The organism is Gilvimarinus gilvus (assembly GCF_030518155.1).
Taxonomy (GTDB): domain Bacteria; phylum Pseudomonadota; class Gammaproteobacteria; order Pseudomonadales; family Cellvibrionaceae; genus Gilvimarinus; species Gilvimarinus gilvus.
In genome coordinates this window covers 1-313 of record NZ_JAULRU010000254.1, presented here as the reverse complement: position 1 = coordinate 313, position 313 = coordinate 1, and the positions used below count along the sequence as shown (strand labels likewise).

1 protein-coding gene is annotated in these 313 nt (G+C 31.0%); it reads right to left on the bottom strand.

From position 1 onward, the window contains the following. Window positions 1-261 (bottom strand): hypothetical protein (locus QWI17_RS03315; RefSeq protein WP_302721079.1); only part of this gene is annotated, 261 nt, incomplete at its 3' end. Window positions 262-313 lie beyond the last annotated feature (52 nt).

The window sequence follows — 313 nt, the reverse complement described above, 5'->3', positions numbered from 1 at the left end:
ATCTTTATTTTTTAATTTCCTGGCAGTAATTATCGCACTATCTGCATATTCTACTTGCGTGTTTAAATGACTTGAAAAAAAGACTCCTTCTTTATAGGCGTAAAACAAATTTAGCTTATCGTTTTGTTTTTTAGCATTTCTAATATAGGCTTGCACATATAGCATCGCATTTGGATGAGTCTTTTCATGTATTAATTCATCCAATTTTTCTATTAAATAGGCATTATCTTTTGAGGCTAAGGAATCAACTTGATTAGCCATTGTTATAAGCGGAAGTAGAAAGAGTATGTATGTGTACACTACAACTCTTTTC